Here is a 14,329-nt window from a genome sequence, read left to right on the forward strand (position 1 = left end):
GTTAGCAAGCTAAGGGTATAATGTGACACATATCGTATCTTTTTCTGGCTCCGCTATGTCCGCAATCCCGGCGTTAACCAATGCCCAACTGAACAAACGTATTATCTCTGTCGTGATCTTCACCTTCTTTTGCTACCTGTCTATCGGCCTGCCGCTGGCGGTATTGCCGGGCTACGTGCATAACCAGCTGGGCTACAGCTCGTTTATTGCCGGACTGATTATCAGCCTGCAATATTTCGCCACGTTGATCAGCCGACCGCAGGCCGGGCGTTATGCCGATCTGCTGGGGCCGAAAAAAGTGGTGCTGGTGGGGCTGATCCTCTGTGGTGCCAGCGGGCTGTTTACCCTGCTAGCGGTGCTGATGGATGCCTCACCGCTCACCAGTCTGCTGCTGCTGGCCGTGGGGCGCGTGGTATTAGGCTTTGGTGAAAGCCTCACTGCCACCGGATCGATCCTCTGGGGCATCAATGTGGTGGGCACCGTGCAGAGTGCTCGGGTAATCTCGTGGAATGGCGTGGCGACCTATCTGGCAATGGCAATGGGGGCACCGCTGGGCGTGATGCTCAATGCGCTGTTCGGCATCCCCGGTTTTGCCGTGTTGATCATGCTGATGGCCGCCTTTGGCTACTGGCTGGCGACCCAACGCCCGGCGATTCAGGTACAAGTGGGGCAGCGCATTCCCTTCAACCAGGTGTTTGGAAAAATCTGGCTGTATGGTCTTTGCCTGGGATTAGGCACGGTCGGGTTTGGGACTATCGCCACCTTTATTACGCTCTACTTCTCCCATCATGGCTGGAACGGTGCGGCGTTCTCCCTGACCCTGTTCAGCATCGGTTTTATTCTCATGCGCCTGCTGTTTAACAACAGCATTGCGCGCTACGGGGCCATTCGTGTTTCGCTGGTCTCCTTTACCATTGAATGCGTAGGATTGCTGCTAATCTGGCAGGCCGGTTCGATCTGGCTGGTGGATCTGGGGGCATTTCTTACCGGCAGCGGTTTCTCGCTGATCTTCCCGGCGCTGGGCGTGGAAGCGATCCGTCGGGTTCAGCCACAAAATCAGGGATCGGCGCTGGGGCTTTACTCCGCGTTTCTCGACTGTGGATTAGGCATTACCGGGCCGATTGCCGGATTGCTGATTGGGCACTGGGGCGTGGACAGTATCTATCTGGCGGCGGCAGGGGTGGTGTTGCTGGCCCTGTTAATCATGGTCAGTGTGTTAATCCGGGGCAATAGCACATTGCCCCGACAGGCTTAGTACACTTCCGGCACAATCATATCGTCCGGCACCGGGGTGCGGTGATAATCCTCGTTGCGCTCACGGCTGGGCAGGGTGATGGGTTTTAAGGCGCTGTCCTCATACGGCACCTGGCGCAGCAGGTGGCTGATGCAGTTCAGGCGCGCCTTCTTTTTATCCACGCCCTGGACCACCCACCACGGCGCTTCGTCAATGTGGGTGCGCGACAGCATAATCTCTTTGGCTTCGGTGTAGTCTTCCCAGCGGCGGCGGCTTTCCAGGTCCATCGGGCTGAGCTTCCACTGCTTCAGCGGATCGTGAATGCGGCTGAGAAAACGCAGTTCCTGCTCTTCATCGGTGATAGAGAACCAGTATTTAACGATCTGGATCCCGCTGCGCGTCAGCATCTTCTCGAACTCCGGTACGCTGCGGAAAAACTCTTCCACTTCCTGTTCATTACAAAAACCCATGACCCGCTCAACGCCTGCGCGGTTGTACCAGCTGCGGTCAAACAGCACCATTTCGCCCGCCGCAGGCAGGTGTGCAATGTAGCGCTGGAAGTACCACTGTGTACGTTCACGGTCGTTGGGGGCGGGCAGGGCAGCCACACGACAGGTACGGGGGTTCAGACGCTGGGTAATACGTTTGATCACGCCACCTTTGCCCGCGGCATCGCGGCCTTCAAAGATAATCACCATGCGGTGCCCGGTGCGCATCACCCAGTCCTGCATCTTCACCAGTTCGCCCTGTAGCCTTAGCAGCTCGCGGAAATAGTGTTTACGCCAGGCTTTCTCGCCTTCTTCCATCTTGCTGTCATCGCCAAAACGCAGATCGTCCAGCTCCATTTCCAGCTCTTCGTCGTAGCTGTCGTAAAATTCCTGTAGCAGACGATGGTGAATATTCTCAGCTGAGAAATCATTACCTTGCATCGCCATACGTCGTTCTCCCGGTCATGTGGTGAAAATAGCCATTCAGGCAGGTTCATCAATTTATCCTCTGGTAATACGCACTCTGTGTGACAGGAAAATGACATCCGTGAGGGATTTCTGCGCGAACAGTCGCTCCGGTAACAAAACTGTCATCGGCATACGGCAGGATAAGACTATCGCCATAACGCGCCCGAACCGGAAAAAAACGAATGACGCAACACCTGCCGTTACTGCGGCAAAAACCGGACTTCAGTGATGATGTTTCCGGCCTGATTTATGGCTACCGCTTTGTTCAGGATCACGCACCCGAAAGCCTGACCGTTCAGCAATCCTGTGAGGCCTGGGCCAGCGGAGCCGTTGAGGGCAGCTTTCTCTGGCTGCACGTTAATCTTAACCATGCCGCCGCCGCCCGCTGGCTGAAAACCCACTTTGGTGTTGATGAAGACTTCTTTGACGAAATCCAGCAGGGGTCGCACAGCACCCGTATAGAACGACAGAATGATGCGCTGATGGCGGTACTGAACGATGTTACTTTCAACGCACGGGAAACCAGCGACGAAAGCGCTACGCTGTGGATCTGGTGTCGCGATGGGCTGGTGGTCAGCGCCCGCTTTAAACCGCTGCGGCTGGTGGAACGGTTAGTCAGTAAGCTGGACCAGCTGGAGCTGCGTTCGTCGACCGGGCTGCTGGCTCAGTTGCTGGCGGAACAGGAAGAGGTGCTGGCGCTGATTGTGCGCCAGTCGAATCAGTATGTGGATCAGATAGAAGAGCGCCTGCTCGGGCAGCATATAAAAAGTAATCGTGGTGAACTGGGGCGCCTGCGCCGCACATTGCTGCGTTTCCAGCGCCTGCTGGCACCGGAACCGGCGGCACTGTTTCGCCTGATCAATCGCCCGCCGGGCTGGCTGCATCATCATGTGGTGCAGGATCTGCGTCAGTTTACCGAAGAGTTCACCGTGGTCCTGAACGACCTGAATGGACTGACCGAGCGCATCCGGCTGCTGCAGGAAGAGATCGCTGCGCAGCAACTGGAACAGAGTAACCGGACCCTGTTTACCCTGACGCTGATCACCGTGCTGGCCCTGCCGATTAATCTGGTGGCCGGGTTCTTTGGCATGAATGTGGGCGGTGTGCCGCTGGCCAATAATCCGCACGGTTTTTTCCTGCTGGTGATGCTGGTAACGCTTTTCACCTGCGTTGCGGCCTGGCTGGTGTTGCGGCGGCGTGATAAGCCCTGACGGCTATCTCGCGCCAGTAAAAAACGCACAATAAAAAACCCCCGCACCTTAACGGCACGGGGGTTTTTATATCTACTGCGCGGAATTAAGGCTTCGGCGTGCTGTAGATCGGGCCAGGCTGAGTCAGCGCGGGAACCGCCTGTACTGACGCATCGGTTGTTGCCGGTGCTTCAGTAGTTGCCGGTGCTTCCGTGGTTGCTGGCACGTCAGTAGCGGCAGGTGCGTCAGTGCCCTGAGCTGCGGCTGGGGCAGCAGGTGCTTCCTGAGGCGTGGCAGCCTGCTGAGGCACCACAACCGGAGCAGAAGGCTGGCTATTTGCATCGCCGTTCACTTTGGTTGGCATGCCAGAACGTGCTTTCAGCGCGTCTTCCATTGCGGTTGTGTTAACGCTGGCGTCTGAAACCACCTTGTTCACCGCATTGGTCAGTGTCAACGGAACTGGCTCGCGAGAGGCAAACTGCTCTTCGGTCTGCGACAGTGGGTTATGAATTTCCACGTAGCGTGAACCGTCCGGCTCAACCGATGCTTTAATCGGCTGATCGATAAACTGCACGCGTGTACCCACTGGCACATTCTTGAACAGCCATTTGATATCGTCAGCACGCAGACGCACACAGCCGTGACTCACGCGCAGGCCGATACCGAAGTTAGCATTGGTGCCGTGGATGGCATACAGGCGGCCGATGTACAGCGCATACAGACCCATCGGGTTGTCCGGGCCAGCCGGGAAGACCGCTGGCATGGATTCACCGCGTGCGGCGTACTCTTCATGCATCTTCTTGGTTGGAGTCCAGGTCGGGCCATCTTTTTTGCGCTGAACGGTAGTCGTCCAGTTTACCGGTGTATCACGGCCCAGTTCGCCGATGCCAATAGGCAGCACAACCACAGTTTTACTGCCTTTCGGGTAGTAGTACAGACGCATTTCCGCACTGTTGATCACGATGCCTTCACGCGGAGCGTCAGGCAGGAGCAACTGCTGAGGAATGATCAGTTTGCTGCCTGCTTTCGGCAGATAAACGTCCACGCCTGGGTTCGCTTCCATAACGTTGCTCAGACCCATCTGGTACTGAGCAGCGAAAGCTTCCAGCGGAAGTTTGCTGTCTTCCGGGATGGTAATTTCCAGATTTTCCCCGGTCAGGCGGCTGTTGGCGGCCGGAAGAGGGTAAACCACAGCGAAGGCAGAGTGGCTGAAAGCCGCAGCGGCCAGAATCAAGGTGACTAACGCACGGATGTTCTTTTTCATAGTAATTTCAGGTGTAGCGCCATGTAGACTGTTGATAAACGACCCAATACTGGCCAACTGTGACCGGCTGCACATTATATGTGCATTATGGCCCCGGATGAAACCAGGATTTTCCCTGTTGAACTATCTTTACGATAAATTGTCTGCAATACGACCATTTTTGCGATGCATCATTCTGTTTCTGCGATGCATCGTCCTGATTTCAGGGTTGCCAGAGCGGATCTTTCCCACTCAGTTTCCGGTCAAGGAAGAAGGCGGCACTGATCAGGGCCAGATGGGTGAGCGCCTGAGGCGTATTGCCTAACGCGTGACCGCGACTGTCAAACTCCTCCGCATACAAGCCGAGGGGGTTGGCGTAATTTAGCAGCTTCTCAAATTCAAAGTGTGCTTCATCAAGCCGCCCGGCACGCGCAAGGCACTCAACGTACCAGAAAGAGCAGGCGGCAAAGGCGCCTTCTTCACCCTGCAGGCCATCGGCCGGGGTTTCGCTGACGTTGTAGCGGCGCACCATTCCATCACTGACCAGCTTCTCTTTAATCACATCCAGCGTTGCCAGCCAGTCCGGGTCGGTCGCCCCGACAAAGCGCACCAGCGGCATCAATAGCATTGAGGCATCAACAAACTCGCCGTGACGGGTGGCGACAAAGTGACCCGCCTCTTTATGCCAGAAATTCTCCCAGATATCGCTACGGATCGCATCCCGGGCGGCGGTCCAGCGTTCGGCAGGCATCGACAGCGATCGCTTTTCACCCAGACGTATTGCACGGTCGAGTGCTACCCAGCACATCAGGCGTGAATGCAGGAAGTGCTGCGGTTCCCCGCGCATTTCCCAGATGCCTGCATCACGCTGCTCCCAGTGGTCGGCCACATAGTCAATCATCCGGCTGACGTGGCTCCAGCCGCGCTGGGAAATCGCTTCGCCGTATTTGTTGGCGAGATAAATTGCGTCCATCAACTCACCGTAGATATCCAGCTGCGACTGGCGCCAGGCATCATTACCAATGCGCACCGGGGTGGAACCGGCATAGCCCGACAGGTTCAGCAGTTCGCTTTCGTGTAGCTCGGTGCCGCTGTCGATGCGGTACATCACCTGTAATTTTTCAACGTCGTTGTGACTGTTCTCAACGCAGCGGCTGACCCAGTGCGTGAAGTGTTTTGCTTCATCGACATAGCCGAGGCGCATCAGGGCATACATGCTGAAGGAGGCATCACGGATCCAGGCGGCGCGGTAGTCCCAGTTCCGTTCACCACCCAGCTCTTCCGGCAGGCCAAACGTGGCAGCAGCGGCAATCGAACCGTGTTGCCAGGAGGTCAGCAGCTTCAGCGTCAGCGCCGAGCGGTTCACCATTTCCCGCCAGCGTCCCTGGTAGCTACTCTGCGCGCTCCATTGCCGCCAGAACGCCAGCGTGGCATCAAAGCAGCTTTCGGTACCTTCTTCTTCACGCTGCGGATCCTCATCGCCCCCGAAAATAAACTCGCGCGATTCCCCTTCCTGTAGGGTGAAGCGGGCGACCGCCGCGGCACCTTCCAGGGCAAAGTCCACTTCGCCCGTCAGGCGTAACGTGGGCTGACCTTCTGCGTGGAATATCACGCCTCCTGATTGCAGAGTGGCGCGGGTTTCTGCCCGGGCATAATCATGGACAGGCGCACAGCGCAGGTTGATGGTGGCGCTGCCGTGCACCACATTAATCCGACGAATTATGCGCGGCTGGCGGTCTTCCCGCTGGCATACCGGCATATAGTCGGTCACTTCCACGACACCCAGATCGTCCAGCCAGCGGGTTTGTAGTAGGGTGGTATCGGGCAGGTAGAGCTGCATACGACGCGCATCGGGCCAGTCGGGGCTGAGGCTGAATAAGCCCGCCTTATCGCTGTCGAGCAGGGCGCTGAATACCGAGGGGCTATCGAGGTTGGGCCAGCAGAAGTAGTCGAGGGTTCCGTCATTGGCGATCAGTGCGCAGGTGCGCAGATCGCCAATGACGCCGTGGTCTTCAATCTTTCGTTTGATTTTATTCATCGTTTAACTATAGCGGTTGTTTTGGCTGATGGGCGCGGCATGCCACGCCCCTACGACAACCGCACTATCTTTTCGCCGGGGTCAGGCATGCCACTCGTCTACTACAACCGTAATCTTTCGCCGGGGTCAGGCATGCCACTCGTCTACTACAACCGTAATCTTTCGCCGGGGTCAGGCATGCCACTCGTCTACTACAACCGTAATCTTTCGTAGGGGTCAGGCATGCCTGACCCTCACTCAACTATCATCCCGTAAAAAACGCTCTTCCAGCGTCGCCTGCAATAACAGCATCGCCTGCTCAGCATGCTGCATATGATCGCGCATGATGCGTTCCACCGCGGTGACATCCTCACGGCGCAGCGCATCAATCAACTGATACTGATATTCGATGCCCTGGCGACGATCGACGGGCTGCGGCTGCTGATAAATGTCTTTGCACACGGCCAGATCTTTCAGCAGACGTTGCAGAAAGCGACAGAAAAAGGCCAGCAGCGGATTAGTCGAATAGCTGGCCACCACGCTGTGAAAATCCAGCTCGGCCATACGCTGCTCCCAGCGCTCTTCCTCACTGGCGGGCGGGTGATCATAGATACGAATCAACTGATGCAACTGCTGAAAACCCGCCTCATCAATCTGGCCGATGGCGCTGACGGCGACCTGCGGTTCCAGCGTTTTACGCAGCGCATAGATATGGCTGATGCTCAGCTCACGGGTAAACAGATAATTCGACAGCAGGCTCATGGCACGGTTTTCCGGCATGCTGTCGATAAACGCACCACCGCCAGGTCCGGTACGTGTGCGGATCAGCCCCTGCGCTTCCAGCGCCTTCAGCGCCTCGCGCACCGTACTTTTTCCGGCGGAAAACCGCACCATCAGATCTTTTTCCTGCGGCAGGCGATCGCCGGGCAGCAGGTTGTCATCCACAATGCTCTGCTTGATGGCATCAATGATGGTGTCGGTGCGTTTACGCTTTACTGCCTCGGGGGGCGTTGATACTGAAGACATGGTCACCTGTATGTCAGAGAGTGGGCTGAACGCTGGGCGGCGTGGCCTGCCAGGCTGGCGCGGCTGCCAGCAGTTGACGACTGTATTCGTGCTCAGGCGCACTGAACAGCGTCTGCGTGGCGGCGCATTCGACGATAGTACCAGAATTCATCACTGCAACGCGGTCGGCAATCGACTCCACCACGGCCAGGTCATGGCTGATAAACAGATAAGACAGACCCAGTTCCTGTTTAAGATCCTCCAGCAATAGCAGAACCTGTGCCTGTACTGAGACGTCAAGCGCAGAGACAGGTTCATCCAGCACCAGAATCTGTGCCTCTGCCGCCAGCGCACGGGCAATCGCCAGCCGCTGCGCCTGACCGCCAGAAAACTCATGAGGATAACAGTTCAGGGCATCGGCAGGCATATTGACCGCCGCCAGCAGCTGTTGCATACGCGGCAGACACTCACGCGCAGAGTAACCACACAGCCGCCGCAGCGGCACGCTCAGGATCTGGCGAATGGTTTTACGCGGATTGAGCGATGCCACCGGGTCCTGAAACACATACTGAATGGTTTTGCCAAAGGCCTGCACGCCACGCTGTGCCAGCAGGCTGGCCTCTTCACCCTGTAGGGTCAGGCTGCCAGACGTGGGGGATTCCAGCCCGACCAGCATACGGGCGAGGGTGCTTTTTCCACTGCCACTTTCACCGACCACGGCAAGTGTTTCCCCCTGGCAGAGATCAAAACTGATGCCTTTTACCGCCTCAACGGCGTTACTGCGTCGCCACCATCCTCCCTGACCCGGGTAGGTTTTTATCAGATTTTTCACTTCAATCACGTTCTTCATGAAGAGGTCTCCTGCTGGTGTAGCTGGCGGATTTGTTGCAGGAAGGCGCGGCCCTGACCGCGCTGCGGCACGCTGGCAATCAGTCGTCGGGTATAGTCGTGTTGAGGAGCCTGTAATACCGTGGCGGTGAGACCACTTTCCACAATCTCACCCTGACGCATTACCGCTACCCGGTCACACATCTCACTGACCACGGCAAAATCATGCGTGATAAACAGCAGGGCCAGCCCGCGTTTGTGACGCAGTTCGTTCAACAGAGCGAGGATACGCGCCTGCACCGTGACATCCAGCGCCGTGGTGGGTTCATCGGCAATAATCACCTGCGGATCGTTGGCGAGGGCGATTGCAATGCCCACGCGCTGACGCTGGCCGCCGGAAAGCTGATGAGGCCAGGCATCAAAGCGTTCTGCCGCCTGCTGAATGCCGGTATCTTCCAGCAGCGTAATGGCTTTGGCGCGTGCTGCCGCGGCGTTTAGCGGCTGGTGGCACTGAATCGCTTCGACCAGCTGCTGACCAATGCGCATCTGGGGATGCAGTGACGTCAGCGGGTCCTGGAAGATATAAGCCACGCGTACACCACGGCGTTGCTGCATCTGGGTGGCAGAGAGAGACAGCAACTCCTCATTCTCCAGCCAGACGCTACCGCCGGTGATCACACCGGGTGGCGAAGCCACCAGACCCATAATCGCCAGCGCGCTGACGCTTTTACCGGAGCCGCTTTCGCCAATCAGCCCGAGGCATTCACCCGCCTGCACATGGAAGCTGACGCCTTTTACCGTGGGCACCCGATGGCTGCCACGGCTGAACGCCACCTGTAAATCCACCACTTCCAGCAGCGCATCAGGATGAGCACGCGGGGCGACCGCTGCACGATCAACGGTGGTCATTGCCTGTGAGCGTAGCAGGGCGCCGGACTTCAGACGCGGATCCAGCAGGTCACGCACGCCATCTCCCAGCAGGTTAAAACCGATCACCAGCAGGAAGATCATCACGCCCGGCACCAGGGCAACATGGGGGGCGATAAACAGCTGGTTGCGCCCCTGGCCCAGCATCGAGCCGAGATCGGCATCCGGTGGCTGCGTGCCCAGACCGAGGAAGGAGAGTCCAGCCGTTTCAAGGATCATCCAGCCGATGGTGGTGGAGAGCGTCACCACGATCAGCGGCAGTACGTTTGGCAGGACTTCGCTTAACAGGATCTGCGTATGATTTTTCCCCGACAGTTTGGCTGCCTGAATAAAATCACGGCTGCGCAGGCCAAGGGTCAGACCACGTACATTACGGGCAAAGAACGGAATATTGACCAGCGCGATGGCATAGAGCGCATTCAGTAGCCCTGGCCCGAGCACCGCGACAATCGCCAGCGCCAGCAGGATATAGGGAAAGGCCATGATCATATCGATCAGGCGCATCAGGATACTGTCGGTGCGCCCGGCGGCGTAGCCGGCAATCAGGCCGATCAACGTGCCGAATACGGCGGCCAGCAGGGTGGCGCTCAGGCCCACGGCAACGGAAACCCGGGTGCCCCACAGCAGGCGCGATAACATATCGCGGCCCAGCGCATCGGTGCCCAGCAGGTGGCCCGGCGTCAGCGGTGGAGCAAGACGTTGCAGCAGGTCGGTGGCATCCGGGTCCGGCAACGGCAGCAGCGGGGCGATAAAGGCCGCGGTTAAGGTGATTGCCAGCAGCAGCAATCCCAGCGCGGCGAGGCGGTTGTGCAGTAACAGCGACCAGCTGGAGCGGCGCGTGGGCAGGGTAGTGGAAGTCGTCATGATTTTACCCTCGGGTCGAGGCAGGCCTGAACGATGTCGGTCAGCAGATTAATCAGCACGTAAGCAATGGCCGCAACCAGCACGCCGCCCTGTACCAGGAGCAGGTCGCGGGTCGAGACGGCTTTCACCAGCATCGCGCCCAGGCCCGGCCACTGGAACACGGTTTCGATATACACCGCACCGCCCAGCACAAAGCCAGCCTGAATACCGATCGCCGGGATCACCGACACCAGCGCCACGCGAAAGGCGTGACGCCATATCACCCGGCGCTCGCTGACGCCTTTCGCGCGTGCCGTACGGATGTAATCCTGGCGCAGCACTTCCAGCATCGCGGTGCGCGTCAGGCGGGCAATCACCCCGGTGGCAACAATTGCCAGCGTGATGACGGGCAGCGTCAGATGATGCAGCAGGTCCCATGCATCGCCGCCACCATAAATCGCGAACATGCCGGAGGCCGGGAACCAGCGCAGGCTGACGGCAAACAGCATGATCATCAGCAGGCCGATCAGGAACGAGGGCAGGGAAATGCCGATCAACACCAGCAGGGTGATCAGTTTGTCGCCCCAGCCGAACTGGCGTACCGCCGAGGTGACACCCGCCAGCAGGCCGAGGATCACGCTCAGCAACAGCGCGCAGCCGCCCAGCAACAGGGTGGCGCTCAGGCGTTCCAGCACTTCATCGATCACCGGGCGGTTCAGCACATAGGAGCGACCAAAATCGCCGTGCAGCAGGTTGTTGACCCAGATGAAATACTGCTGCCACAGCGGTTTATTCAGCCCCAGTTCGGCGCTGACGCGCGCCACATTTTCCGGTGTGGCAAATGCGCCGAGCAATGCCTGTGCCGGGTTGCCGGGGATCATCGCCATTAGCAGAAAGACAATCAGCGACAGGCCGATAATCACCGGGATGATGCCAATCAATCGCCGCAGTAAATAGTTCCACATGGCAGGCGGCCTCCGTCAGGGTTTGCTGACCTGATGCAGGATCAGGTTGAAGTTAGGTTGCAGGGCAAAATTCTGCACCTGGCGCGTGGTCACAGCGTTTTGCTTCCAGTTGGCGACGAACAGCCAGGGCGCATCATCGTGAACGAGGGCCTGGACCTGGCGATACAGTGCACCGCGCGTCTGCTGGTCGCTGCTGCTACGGGCTTCATCCAGCAGCTTATCGACCTCGGGATTGCTGTAATAACCGGAATTAAAGCCGCCTTTATCCGGCCACGCATCGCGCCGCAGGGTGAGGAACGGCAGGGTATCCGGGTCATTGGTCATCCATGCCATCTCTGCCATCTGGGTTTGCGGGGTCAGCCCGGCATTCACTTTGGCCAGATAGGTGTTCCACTCCCAGGTCTGAATAGTGACGTTGAGGCCCACGGCTTTCAGATCGGCCTGAATCGCGGTGGCCATTGGGATCGGATCAAGCATCCCTGATCCCCCTTCTGTGACGTAGAAATTCAGCGTAGCTCCTTCTGCCCCGGCTTCTTTCAGCAGCGCACGGGCCTTTTCTGGATCGTAAGGATACGGGCTGACCTCTTTATTCGCCGCCCAGGTAAATGCTGAAGGGATCGGGCCATCGGCAACCTGTGCCGATCCCTGCAAGACTTTATCGACCAGTGCCTGCTTATTCACGGCGTAGTTCACCGCCTGGCGGACGCGCTTATCGTTAAACGGTTTCTCTTTGGTGTTCAGCAGCAGGAACCAGACGTGCGGGCCGACCGCCTGGTGCATCTTGAACTGCGGGTTATCGGCGAAGGTTTTTACCGTGTCAGGTGGCACTTCCACCATCGCATCAATGCCGCCGGAGAGCATCTCCGCGGTACGGGTGTTGCCATCGGTAATCGGACGGAACACGGCGGCTTCCAGCTTCGGTGCGCCGTCCCAGTAGTCTTTATTGGCGGTCAGCACCACGCGCTGGTTGGCCTGCCACTCGCCAAAACGAAAGGCCCCGGTGCCGACCGGATGGCGACCAACGTCTTTGTCATATTTCTTCACCGCTGCCGGAGACACAATCAGCCCGGCAGGGGTCGCCAGATTGGAGAGCAGGGGGGCGAAGGGTTGTTTCAGCGTAAACACCACCGTCTGTACATCCGGGGTGGTGATGGTATCGATGGAAGAGAAGAAGAAACTCAGCGGGAAGGGGCCGGTGTGATAGTACGGATGTTGCTTGTTAAGCATGCGTTCAAAGGTAAATTTCACCGCATCGGCATTGAACGGCGTACCGTCGTGGAACGTGACGCCTTCACGCAGATGGAAGGTATAGCGCAAGCCGTCCGGGCTGATTTCCCAACGGCTGGCGAGTGCCGGTTCAATCGAGAGTGAACCCGGCGCATTGCGCACCAGACCATCGTAAATATTGACCAGAATACGCGAATCGTTAGCAGCTGTAGCCACCTGAGGATCGAGCGACTGTGGCTCTGCCACCTGGCCGATAATTAGCACGCCGGGGGGAGATTCTGCCCCGGCCTGGGGTGCCAGGGCCAGCAGGCCCAGGCAGAGGGAAAGACAGTGCAACCCGGTGCGTAGCGATGTGAACATGGTGGTCCCCGTTAAGCAGAGTGGTCAGCGCACGGTGTGACGTGCGGATGAACAAAGTTTGTCCTGTTTGTTATTTATGCGTATAAATAGCGTTAAGTGCAATAATTTATCCATATAAATTTGATCTGCCTGGCAGAAGGAGGGTGCAATGACCTTTTCTATTGTGGCACGCGATCCACAGAGTGGCGCACTGGCGGCGGCCACGGCCACGGGCGGCCCGGCCGTGGGTGCGCTGGTGATCCATGGCCGCGCTCGTACGGGTGCTATTGCCACGCAGGCGCTGACCAATCCACTGTACGGCAGTCGCGGGCTGGCATTGCTGGCTGAGGGGCTGACGGCAGAACAGACGCTGCATCTGTTGCTGAAGGAAGATGATGCGCGTGAGCGGCGGCAGTTGCTGATTATCGATAATGCCGGAGCGACCGCGCACTGGAGCGGCAACCTGTGCGGGCGCTGCTTCAGCAGCATGGCGGGCCCGCAGCTGGCCGTGGCGGGCAATATGCTGGTCAGTGAACAGGTCCTGACGGCGATGCAGACTGCGTTTGCAGCGGCGCACCGTCTGCTGCTGGCCGATCGGATGCTGGCGGCGCTCAATGCTGCGCATCAGGCCGGAGGGGATGAGCGTGGCATTCGTTCTGCGGCGCTAAAGGTCTGGGATCGTCGTGCTTATGCCGACATTGATGTGCGTGTTGACTGGTCGGATGCCCCCCTGGCGCAATTAGCCGCGGTGCTGGAGCAGGTGCGCGCGCCCACCTATGCGGATTTTTTCCGGCAGTTGCCGGGGGGGGAATAGGGACCGCAACGGGTCAGGTATTCACATTTCGTCGGGGATGACCTTTTTCCGGTCATCCCGCGCCGGGGGCTGCCCGAAGAGTCTGGTCAGTGTTGCCGGCCGACCAAAATGGAGCCGACTGCGCTGGCCGACTGGAAACGAAGGTCGACCACTGAAGGTCGACCACTACTGATGCTTTTTATGGCGGTGTTTCACCGCCAGGCGTATGCCCCACACCAGCACCACCGCCAGCAGCAGCCAGAAAAGGTGCTTGAGATGATGGTCAAGCTGATGCAGCCACGGCGCAATCACCTGGCCGCCGAGATAACCGAGCGAAACAAAAATCAGCGCCCACAGTGCGGCGCCAATCGCGTTAAAGAGCAGGAACTTGCGTGGCGAGAGCTGACTGGCCCCGATAATAATCGGCCCGACAATGCGCAGTCCGTACATAAAGCGCACGCCAATCACAAACAGCACCGGACGTTTGCGGATCAGGCGGTTAGCACGCTCAATTTGCTGCTGATGTTTTTTGAAACGCTGGAGGATCGGCTCACCGTAGCGGCGGCCAATGAAAAACAGCGCAGTATCACCCAGAACACCCCCACACATCGCCACCAGCACCACCCAGCCGAAATGCAGCAGGCCTTCATGTGCGGCGACACCGCCCAACAGCGTAAATGTCTCACCCTCAGCCAGACAACCAATAAACAGTGCCCAGTAGCCATACTGGGAAATCAGCGTATTCACATCCATCTGTTAAAC

The 14,329-nt window shown here is 58.2% G+C and carries 12 protein-coding genes; 3 read left to right on the forward strand and 9 right to left on the reverse strand.

The genetic code is table 11. The features are described from left to right. Window positions 1-55 precede the first annotated feature (55 nt). Window positions 56-1,255: an MFS transporter gene (locus HHI26_RS15695; RefSeq protein WP_171149349.1), complete on the forward strand. Its 1,200-nt coding sequence runs from the start codon at window positions 56-58 to the stop codon at window positions 1,253-1,255. Here the strand turns inward: HHI26_RS15695 and ppk2 are convergent. Continuing rightward, window positions 1,252-2,169, reverse strand: a complete 918-nt coding sequence (ppk2, locus tag HHI26_RS15700) for a polyphosphate kinase 2 (protein WP_133841162.1) — start codon at window positions 2,167-2,169, stop codon at window positions 1,252-1,254. The genes HHI26_RS15695 and ppk2 overlap by 4 nt on opposite strands. Before the next feature lie 203 nt (window positions 2,170-2,372). Here ppk2 and HHI26_RS15705 point away from each other — a divergent pair, with 203 nt between their 5' ends. Then, on the forward strand, window positions 2,373-3,401 hold the full coding sequence (locus HHI26_RS15705) for a transporter (RefSeq protein WP_133841161.1): 1,029 nt from the start codon (window positions 2,373-2,375) through the stop codon (window positions 3,399-3,401). Window positions 3,402-3,486: 85 nt separating this feature from the next. On the opposite strand, the gene HHI26_RS15710 is transcribed toward HHI26_RS15705, so the two are convergent. The 7 genes from HHI26_RS15710 to HHI26_RS15740 all read right to left on the reverse strand — a co-directional run bounded on the left by HHI26_RS15710 (window position 3,487) and on the right by HHI26_RS15740 (window position 12,795). Continuing rightward, window positions 3,487-4,644, reverse strand: a complete 1,158-nt coding sequence (locus HHI26_RS15710; RefSeq protein WP_133841160.1) for a L,D-transpeptidase family protein — start codon at window positions 4,642-4,644, stop codon at window positions 3,487-3,489. Window positions 4,645-4,846: 202 nt separating this feature from the next. After that, window positions 4,847-6,661, reverse strand: coding sequence for a glycoside hydrolase family 15 protein (locus HHI26_RS15715; protein WP_133841159.1), 1,815 nt, complete (start codon window positions 6,659-6,661; stop codon window positions 4,847-4,849). A gap of 237 nt (window positions 6,662-6,898) precedes the next feature. Continuing rightward, entirely contained in the window at window positions 6,899-7,666 is a 768-nt protein-coding gene (locus HHI26_RS15720) for an FCD domain-containing protein (RefSeq protein WP_133841158.1), read from the reverse strand. Between the two features lie 13 nt (window positions 7,667-7,679). Then, window positions 7,680-8,495 carry an ATP-binding cassette domain-containing protein gene (locus HHI26_RS15725; protein ID WP_167864902.1) on the reverse strand — a complete coding sequence of 272 codons (816 nt, stop codon included), beginning with the start codon at window positions 8,493-8,495 and terminating at the stop codon, window positions 7,680-7,682. After that, window positions 8,492-10,264, reverse strand: a complete 1,773-nt coding sequence (locus tag HHI26_RS15730) for a dipeptide/oligopeptide/nickel ABC transporter permease/ATP-binding protein (RefSeq protein ID WP_167864901.1) — start codon at window positions 10,262-10,264, stop codon at window positions 8,492-8,494. Before HHI26_RS15730 ends, HHI26_RS15725 begins: the two co-directional genes overlap by 4 nt. Continuing rightward, a complete protein-coding gene (locus tag HHI26_RS15735) occupies window positions 10,261-11,208 on the reverse strand; it encodes an ABC transporter permease (protein WP_167864900.1) in 948 nt (315 codons plus the stop codon). Before HHI26_RS15735 ends, HHI26_RS15730 begins: the two co-directional genes overlap by 4 nt. 15 nt (window positions 11,209-11,223) lie before the next feature. After that, on the reverse strand, window positions 11,224-12,795 hold the full coding sequence (locus tag HHI26_RS15740) for an ABC transporter substrate-binding protein (protein ID WP_133841154.1): 1,572 nt from the start codon (window positions 12,793-12,795) through the stop codon (window positions 11,224-11,226). 148 nt (window positions 12,796-12,943) lie between these two features. On the opposite strand from HHI26_RS15740, the gene HHI26_RS15745 reads away from it, so the two are divergent. Continuing rightward, on the forward strand, window positions 12,944-13,588 hold the full coding sequence (locus tag HHI26_RS15745) for a DUF1028 domain-containing protein (RefSeq protein WP_171149350.1): 645 nt from the start codon (window positions 12,944-12,946) through the stop codon (window positions 13,586-13,588). A gap of 165 nt (window positions 13,589-13,753) precedes the next feature. Here HHI26_RS15745 and HHI26_RS15750 read toward each other — a convergent pair whose 3' ends face one another. Then, window positions 13,754-14,320, reverse strand: coding sequence for a DedA family protein (locus HHI26_RS15750; protein ID WP_133841152.1), 567 nt, complete (start codon window positions 14,318-14,320; stop codon window positions 13,754-13,756). Window positions 14,321-14,329 lie beyond the last annotated feature (9 nt).

Origin of the sequence: Erwinia sp. JH02 (genome assembly GCF_013074405.1) — a bacterium.
Classification (GTDB): Bacteria; Pseudomonadota; Gammaproteobacteria; order Enterobacterales; family Enterobacteriaceae; genus Erwinia; species Erwinia rhapontici.

Excerpts from the sequence above, each read along its gene's own strand:
- HHI26_RS15715 (WP_133841159.1), bottom strand. The coding sequence starts at position 6,661 with ATGAATAAAATCAAACGAAAGATTGAAGACCACGGCGTCATTGGCGAT.
- HHI26_RS15720 (WP_133841158.1), bottom strand. The coding sequence starts at position 7,666 with ATGTCTTCAGTATCAACGCCCCCCGAGGCAGTAAAGCGTAAACGCACC.
- HHI26_RS15750 (WP_133841152.1), bottom strand. The coding sequence starts at position 14,320 with ATGGATGTGAATACGCTGATTTCCCAGTATGGCTACTGGGCACTGTTT.
- HHI26_RS15735 (WP_167864900.1), bottom strand. The coding sequence starts at position 11,208 with ATGTGGAACTATTTACTGCGGCGATTGATTGGCATCATCCCGGTGATT.
- HHI26_RS15725 (WP_167864902.1), bottom strand. The coding sequence starts at position 8,495 with ATGAAGAACGTGATTGAAGTGAAAAATCTGATAAAAACCTACCCGGGT.
- HHI26_RS15730 (WP_167864901.1), bottom strand. The coding sequence starts at position 10,264 with ATGACGACTTCCACTACCCTGCCCACGCGCCGCTCCAGCTGGTCGCTG.
- HHI26_RS15740 (WP_133841154.1), bottom strand. The coding sequence starts at position 12,795 with ATGTTCACATCGCTACGCACCGGGTTGCACTGTCTTTCCCTCTGCCTG.
- HHI26_RS15745 (WP_171149350.1), top strand. The coding sequence starts at position 12,944 with ATGACCTTTTCTATTGTGGCACGCGATCCACAGAGTGGCGCACTGGCG.
- HHI26_RS15710 (WP_133841160.1), bottom strand. The coding sequence starts at position 4,644 with ATGAAAAAGAACATCCGTGCGTTAGTCACCTTGATTCTGGCCGCTGCG.
- HHI26_RS15705 (WP_133841161.1), top strand. The coding sequence starts at position 2,373 with ATGACGCAACACCTGCCGTTACTGCGGCAAAAACCGGACTTCAGTGAT.
- ppk2 (WP_133841162.1), bottom strand. The coding sequence starts at position 2,169 with ATGGCGATGCAAGGTAATGATTTCTCAGCTGAGAATATTCACCATCGT.
- HHI26_RS15695 (WP_171149349.1), top strand. The coding sequence starts at position 56 with ATGTCCGCAATCCCGGCGTTAACCAATGCCCAACTGAACAAACGTATT.